Source organism: Paenibacillus sp. Marseille-Q4541 (assembly GCF_018310695.1).
In the GTDB taxonomy this organism is placed as follows: Bacteria; Bacillota; Bacilli; order Paenibacillales; family Paenibacillaceae; genus Paenibacillus.
Window position 1 is genome coordinate 95,970 of record NZ_JAGXCY010000015.1, and the last position, 7,671, is coordinate 103,640.

Here is a 7,671-nt window from a genome sequence, read left to right on the forward strand (position 1 = left end):
TATAACTAAATAAAGTTGTATGTATTATTTTTCCTGATTTGTTTTTACTCCGAATTGTATACAAAAAAAGCTGATCAGATAATGATCTGATCAGCTTGCGTTTTCCGAACGATTTTACACTTTTTGATTAATAAAACGATCCGTTCTTTCGTACATTTTTTCATCACCCACTGCGATTAACACGTCATTCTCACGCAGCACAACATGAGGACCTGGAGAGATAGATACGTCTGTCCCCCTGCGAAGGGCGATGATCGTTGCGCCTGTATTTTGCCAAAATAAAAGGTTCCCAATCGTATTCCCTACAATATGTGAATCTTCTTTTATCTTAATTTCCACCGGACGATAAGGCTTTAAATTCTGCAGCCGATCGGAGGCTTCGATAATCTCATGAAGAAGCGTTTCAAATCGCGTGTCAATCTTCTTTTTCTCTTCTAAAAGGGTTTGCAGATCCTGTTGAAGCGTATAAGCAGATTTTAGGTAATTATACTTTGTAATATACTCATGTGCTTTCTCTTCGGATAGAACAATAATCTCTTTCCCTTGGGATACAGACACAATATTTTCTTCCTTTAATAAGCCAATTGCCTTTCGTATCGTTTCCGGAGAAACATGATATTGACCTGCGAGCAAAGAACGTCCTGATAGCTTACTTTGCGCTTTAAATTCCCCACTCACGATCCTCTGGGCTATATCTAAAGCAATAGATTTATAACCGGCCTTTTCCTTTTCCTGCATTGTTACAGTCGTCCCCTTAAAGTTAGTGAAAAATACAATACAATCAATTTCTATATTCTAAATGATTCAAGTATGGATATCAATCAAACAAAAAGCCTAGAAATCTTCTATCGATCAATTATTACATAATAAATATTATGTTAACTATATTCATGTTTAACAACAGAAGTCCGCTACTTACATTTTTTACGATATATCAATCTCAAGCATAGCCATCGCTTGTTCCTTCTCCCGATTGGTTACGTGAGTGTATACGGTTGTCGTTTCAATCGATGAATGCCCTAAGAGCTCTTGTACCGTCCGCAGGTCGGCTCCTTTACGCAGCATCATCGTTGCAAAGGAATGCCGCAGTTTGTGACTCGAGTATGCCTTTTTGCGGGAAACAGCTTCATTATCCTGAAAACGATCAAACGTCTCTGCCGCGATGAGCTGGATTGTACGAATGGATAATCGTCTTCCTTGCTGAGAGATGAAGAAAGCTTCCTCTTTGGATTTACGCGGTTCAATTCTTTCCAAAAGCACTTCATCAAGCACTTCCTTTACTGCAATGGGTACAGGTAATGTACGCCACTTTCTCCCCTTACCGAATACATCGATCGTACTTCGCTGCGCATTATAGTCTCCTAAATTCAGAGAATGTACTTCTCCCACCCGAAGTCCCATATACCCCATGAGCAGGAAAATGGCCAAGTTACGTTGACGGTACTTTCCTTCTACTGATTTCATGAATTTTGGAAGATCTGCTTCGTCTAGAAATACAGGAGCTTTGTTTTTCTCTGTTCTCGATTTCTTAATGCCTGCTGCAGGATTCACTTCAAGCAGTTCAAGCTCGATCAGCGCTTTAAAAAAACAATGAACGGAAGCGTGTTTACGATTCCGGGTTGCATCACTAATCCCCCGATCCCGAGCTCGCGATAGAAAAGAAAGGATATGTAGCTTCTTCACTTTATCGAGCGACTTCCCACTTAGGGAAGATAAAAATTCAAACACATCACTTTTATATGATTTAATGGTGTACCCTGTGTATCCAGCATCTTTCAACCAGATATCAAAAGCTTCCAATTCTTCAGCATAGGTTTCTAGAATTTCATCATTCAACATCCTCACCCACGATTCTTCAAGATTAGATAGATTAAGCGAAAATTAGTGTCGATCTCCGTCAACGAACTCGAGTAAGTACTCGACTCTCGAAAACAAATCGGATTTAAATAGATACTGCGTATAATTTATATTATACGCAGTTTTTAAGAGATAAGAAAGATGTATTTTTACACGAAATGTCGTTGTTAAGCGCAGTTTTATAAAGTCGCTGAATTATAGAGAAAATGAACACGTTTCTTGTAGGTTTTCGACTCATTTCATTCTAAAAACAGACTAATCAACGAACATAATTAGACATAACAAAATAAATGACGAAAGGTACCACCCATGCCCTTTGTTGATTCTTCTTTTTAAATATAAAAAAAGAGAGGTCCGAAACCTAAGTTTCGATCCCCTCTCTTCCTATTTTATCTCTAAGTTTACAGTCGTATCGAAATACGCTTATTGCCCCATCATACCACCATCAACGGTATAGAGTGATCCAGTTACAAAAGAGGCTTCGTCAGAAAGCAAGAAGTTCATAACCGCTGCTACCTCTTCTGGTTTACCGTATCGTCCGAGCGGAGTCGCTGCTTCATTCGCTGCTTTGTATTCTTCTGCTTGACCCGAATTCGCTTCAATTTGTTCCATCATACGTGTTGCAATTGTTCCTGGCAGAACGGCATTCACACGAATTCCGAAGGAAGCCAGTTCATTGGCAGCTACTCTAGTAAGACCGATAACCGCATGCTTGGACATAATGTATGGAGCCATTCCTGGTCCACCCATGAGTCCTGCAAGCGAAGACGTATTCAGAATTGCTCCAGAGTTCTGTTTCTTCATCACAGGGATCACATAGTGCAATCCAAGGAAGACGCCACGAACGTTAACGTTATACACCATATCAAGTGCTTTTACACTTTGCTCTTCGATGGGTGCCATCGGACCTTCAATCCCTGCATTGTTAGCAAAATAATCGATTGTACCGAATTTCTCGATTGCTTTATTGACATAGTTTTGTACATCTTCTTCTTTCGAGACATCAGCTGCTACGGCAAGCGAATTGGTTTCATTAAGTCCCAGATCTTGAATCACTGATTGAATTTGTTCTTCTTTTAGATCGACTAACACAAGATTCACTTTACGCTCTGCGAAACGACGTGCAAGTTCTTTACCGATTCCTCCAGCTGCACCTGTGATGATCGCTGTTTTCGTTTGAGATTGAGTCATTATATATCGCTCCCTTTTTCAATTATTATAACTAAAATATAGTAACTAACTTATATTTCTACTTCATCATACACCCACTTCTTGTCTAGAACAATAATCACTATTCATTGAAATGTCATCTATTGAACAGACATTATAAGAATGTTGAATTTGTAACTGATCTTGGACATTAACAACAATAATGTTAACTCATATAGGACCCCTTTTTTGGAACAATAAGATTCGGATGTTATAATGACAAGAACATCATTGAGGAGAGGCAGGAGCATTCATATCATGCTAGATCAGAATGACAGAAGAACAAAAAGAACAAGGCAAGCCTTACAGACAGCATTCATAGAACTCGTTCTTGAGAAAGGTTACGAAGCAGTTACCATTATGGATATCGCGACAAGGGCAGATTACAATCGGGGAACTTTTTATAATCATTATGTAGGAAAAGAGGAGCTACTTAAGGAAATTGAGGAACAATTTTTACTTGGCGTTTCACAAGCTTTATTAGAACCTTATCAAGGAATGGAACGGGTACAAGCGAATCAAATCTATCCATCCACTTTACGATTATTCGAACATATCGAGCAAAATAAAAATAAATTCCTTGCCCTTCTTTCAGTGAATAACCAGCTTGGTAACGCTATCTATAATCTGCTTAGAAATTCGATGCGAAAAGAAATGCACATTGAGATGGACGTCGCCGGAATTTCTATGGATTATGAAATTATGCTAAGCTACCGCATGTCAGCCTGTGTAGGTGTGATTATGTACTGGGCAGAGACTGGTTTTAAATATTCAGCAAGCTATATGGCAGAACAAATGTTAATCCAAGTAAACAGTAGTTTAAATGTTATTGAATTTATAAATAAGTGAATTCCACGGGTTTTGTATACACGTATAGAGTCTTATACACGGAAGAAAATAACCACAGAATCGATATTCTCTTCCGTAAGCCCCTTTAAGGTAAAGATTGGTCATCTGTTATCAACTTTACTCCAGAATTGCTCCTAGCGTGTCCTCGATGGTCGGATAATGAAAATCAAAGCCTTCTTGCAGTAACCTTTCGGGTTCAACCCACCTACTTTTTAATATCAGTTCCGTTTCTGTTCGAATCAACATGGCGCCCATCTCCAGCATCCACTTCGGAGCAGGAATCCCTGCCGGAACGTGCATGTTTCTACGCATTTCTTTCATTAGCTTTTCATTGGATACAGGATACGGTGCGGAAGCATTAAACACGCCGCTCAGGTCCTCTCGCTGCTGTATAAACAGTACAATCCGGAATAAGTCTTCCACATGAATAAAGCTGAATTTCTGCGTTCCCAGTCCTTGCTTGCCTCCGAGCCCGAAGCGAGTTAAATAGAGATAAGGGGTCATCACACCACCCTCTTTTCCAAGTACGATTGCAATTCGTAGTGCAACTTGGCGAGTCCTTTCTGGGGAAAAGGAGAAAAAAACTTCTTCCCATGCTTTTGCTACATCCACAGAAAATCCTGTTCCGATCTCTCCTGTTACTTCGGTCATTGGCCGATCTTCTGCATGTCTGTAGATCGTCGCAGTACTTGAATTAATCCATAGCTTAGGCGGTTCAGTACAAGCCTGCAGAGCCTCTCCCAAGATGGTCGTTGTCCGTTTGCGGGACTCCATAATTTCTCGCCTATTGCTCTCGTTATAACGACAATTAACTGACTTACCTGCAAGATTAATGAGCAGCTCTGCTCCCTCTAGTGCTTCTCTAATCCCTTTATGATCTTCCCAGGAGATATGACCTGCTCGCCTGGATATAATATATACTGTATCTCCCCGTTTCTTAAACTCCTTCTCAAAGAACTGTCCAATAAAACCAGTCCCCCCTGCAAGCACAACCTTTCCCATGAAGCCCACCTGTCTTTCTATAATTTTATGCGAACTGAATAATACCTCATTGCTTTTGGTATTCCGCAGATTTCGAGTTTCCCCTCATAGATTAAGCTGCGTAATCTGTACTCAAAAAAGGAATCACCGATATACTCATCAAAATAACCTATTGCTTCCCCGATGATCCGAGCTGCTTTCAGAAATGCTTCTGGATTGGAACGACTCTGTAATTTATAAACGGTGTGAAGAAGATATTCATCTAAATGATTTTGTTCTACCGTATTTATTTCCCCATCCATCCATAATCTAAGCACCTGCTTTGTCCCCGCATAGATCATCCATTCTTGTTCATAATTATCTCTTTCTACGTTTGTTAGTGGTGGGATTCGTTTGATTTCAAGAAACACTTCAATAAGTTTATCGATTGCAATTTCTCCAGTATGAAAGTACTTTTGGTCATCCGCTATATTGTACTTTCTTTCACATATATCAACAGCATTTATTTCGATCATTTGATTTCTATACTCTCTTAATAAATATTGAACGTACCGAGAACCTATTCTTTCATGAGCAGAATTGCCACCCCAGATTACAATTTGAGCTTGTTCTGGTATCTGCTGTACCATTTCAATAGGATTTAATTCTCCTGTAAAAGCGTAATTATCATCCGTATATTCGGGATCGAGGTGATTTCTAATCCATTCTTTACGATATAGTCTTCCCTCTGGTTCATGAAGTTTCCATATAGGTCCCACCGAAAATAAATCAGGGAAACAGATAATCCCATCAGACTCCTGTAATCCTAACTGTTTAATAACCTGCCTTACACTTCCTGCTGTAGACTCACCAAACACGATATGAACCGTATCGGTATTCTGATTCGGAACCAATCTTCGTTTCGCTGTTTCCTCTGGAGTGATGGTTAGTTCTTTATACAATTGAACGATCTCCGTCATAAAAGAATCCGAATGTTTTCCCTCTTCTTTATACTCCTTAACAGTATACAAGAATGCCAATAGCCCCTGTCTGACATCCTGGTCATCCATTTCTTGCACTAACTTTTTAAGTTGATACAACCACAATCCCTCACCTTCTAATATCTGTATAACAGTACCTTATAATATAAACATCAATAGAAAATTATGGATATTTGTTTCATTATACTTCATACAACGGGAAGTAATCAAAAAAAAATAGCCCCTACCATAAGTAGAGGCTATCCATATTAAGGTTTCAATTTGGGTGAATTCTCCCAGCCTTCCACATCTTCAATTCCTGGAATGGAATCTTTGTAGAATACCGGATCTTTCCCTTCTTTTCTTTGCTTAGAATAATCCTTCAGTGCAGCAAAGGCTGTCTTCGACAAAAGTCCAATGGCAACCAAGTTGACGATGACCATGAAGCCCATAAACAAGTCGGCCATATCCCATACTAGCTGTACACTTGCTATGGACCCAAACATGATCATGGCAAGAACGGCAATACGGTAAATCACAAGCATTGTCTTGTTTGACTTAATGAATTCAATGTTTGTTTCGCCATAGTAGTAGTTACCAATTAGAGTACTAAATGCAAACAAGAAAATCATAAGAGCAAGTAGTCCTGAAGCCCAGTCACCAAAGTGTATGCTCAGTGCCGTTTGCGTAAGCACAATGCCTTCTGTATTGACGGAAGGATCTGTGTACGCACCTGAAAGTAATACGAGGAATGCTGTACTTGTACAAATAATAAGGGTGTCAATTAAAACGGCTAATGCTTGAATTAATCCTTGTTTAGCAGGGTGTGTTGTCGTTGCCGTCGCAGCCGCATTCGGTGCACTACCCATACCTGCTTCATTGGAGAACAATCCACGTTTAACCCCTTGCATCAGAGCGGCGCCCAGAGTACCTCCAGCAAATTGTTCAATTCCAAATGCGTGTTTAATGATGGTTGCAAACATCGCAGGAACTTCTGTAATGTTCATAAGTACCACAATCAGAGCAATACCAATATAGATAACGGCCATAAATACTACGATATATTCTGAAATTTTAGCAATTCTTTTGATACCACCGAAAATAATAATCCCAAAAGCCACAACCATGGCGATACCGAGCCATAACGGCTCTACACCAAAGGAGTTTTTAAATGCAGTTGCTACTGTGTTCGCTTGTACTGCATTAAATACGAGTCCAAAGGAGATGGTAATCAAGACAGCAAACAATATTCCCATCCAGCGTTTCTTTAGCCCTTGCTCCATATAATAAGCAGGTCCGCCACGGAATCCTTGTTTGTCCTTGATTTTATAAATTTGAGCGAGCGTACTTTCTACAAAACTGGAAGCAGATCCGATAATAGCGATAACCCACATCCAGAAAACGGCGCCCGGTCCCCCTATACCAATCGCTAAGGCAATCCCTGTAATGTTACCCGTTCCTACACGGGCAGCCATACTGATACAGAAAGCTTGGAAGGCAGTAATTTCGCCTTTCTTTTTCTTGTTCGAGCCTTTAAGCTCGCGGAACATGTCCTTTAAATAAGTAAACTGCATAAAGCCTGATTTCCAAGTAAAATAGAGCCCGATCCCAACCAATAAGATGATTAAAACGTAAGACCAGAGCACATCGTTAATCAGACTGATTCCTTTTTGTAAAATGTCTTGCATCTCAAACCTCCATCATGATGTTTATTCGTTAAATAGAATTGCCCCTTTTAACGATCTCTTGTAAGTATTATTAACATTCATTATTAATAACGCATTTTTGTATTATACTTATTTTTATTAATTTACGC

Annotated in this window: 7 protein-coding genes; 1 reads left to right on the forward strand and 6 read right to left on the reverse strand. The window is 39.6% G+C overall.

The genetic code is table 11. From position 1 onward, the window contains the following. Positions 1-114 precede the first annotated feature (114 nt). The 3 genes from KFT32_RS15990 to KFT32_RS16000 all read right to left on the reverse strand — a co-directional run bounded on the left by KFT32_RS15990 (position 115) and on the right by KFT32_RS16000 (position 3,048). The gene (locus KFT32_RS15990; protein ID WP_211748227.1) at positions 115-738 is read right to left on the reverse strand and encodes a GntR family transcriptional regulator; all 624 of its coding nucleotides are present in this window, start codon (positions 736-738) and stop codon (positions 115-117) included. 186 nt (positions 739-924) lie between these two features. After that, positions 925-1,839 carry a tyrosine-type recombinase/integrase gene (locus KFT32_RS15995; protein WP_211748228.1) on the reverse strand — a complete coding sequence of 305 codons (915 nt, stop codon included), beginning with the start codon at positions 1,837-1,839 and terminating at the stop codon, positions 925-927. A 441-nt stretch (positions 1,840-2,280) separates the two neighbouring features. After that, positions 2,281-3,048: an SDR family NAD(P)-dependent oxidoreductase gene (locus KFT32_RS16000; RefSeq protein ID WP_211748229.1), complete on the reverse strand. Its 768-nt coding sequence runs from the start codon at positions 3,046-3,048 to the stop codon at positions 2,281-2,283. A 276-nt stretch (positions 3,049-3,324) separates the two neighbouring features. Between KFT32_RS16000 and KFT32_RS16005 the strand changes: the two genes are divergently transcribed. Continuing rightward, on the forward strand, positions 3,325-3,915 hold the full coding sequence (locus KFT32_RS16005; protein ID WP_211748230.1) for a TetR/AcrR family transcriptional regulator: 591 nt from the start codon (positions 3,325-3,327) through the stop codon (positions 3,913-3,915). 117 nt (positions 3,916-4,032) lie between these two features. Here KFT32_RS16005 and KFT32_RS16010 read toward each other — a convergent pair whose 3' ends face one another. The 3 genes from KFT32_RS16010 to KFT32_RS16020 all read right to left on the reverse strand — a co-directional run bounded on the left by KFT32_RS16010 (position 4,033) and on the right by KFT32_RS16020 (position 7,543). Then, entirely contained in the window at positions 4,033-4,917 is an 885-nt protein-coding gene (locus KFT32_RS16010; RefSeq protein ID WP_211748231.1) for a TIGR01777 family oxidoreductase, read from the reverse strand. A 17-nt stretch (positions 4,918-4,934) separates the two neighbouring features. Further along, positions 4,935-5,975 carry a DUF1835 domain-containing protein gene (locus tag KFT32_RS16015; RefSeq protein WP_211748232.1) on the reverse strand — a complete coding sequence of 347 codons (1,041 nt, stop codon included), beginning with the start codon at positions 5,973-5,975 and terminating at the stop codon, positions 4,935-4,937. 149 nt (positions 5,976-6,124) lie between these two features. Beyond that, complete coding sequence (locus KFT32_RS16020) at positions 6,125-7,543, reverse strand: alanine/glycine:cation symporter family protein (protein ID WP_211748233.1); 1,419 nt, start codon at positions 7,541-7,543, stop codon at positions 6,125-6,127. Between the last annotated feature and the right edge of the window lie 128 nt (positions 7,544-7,671).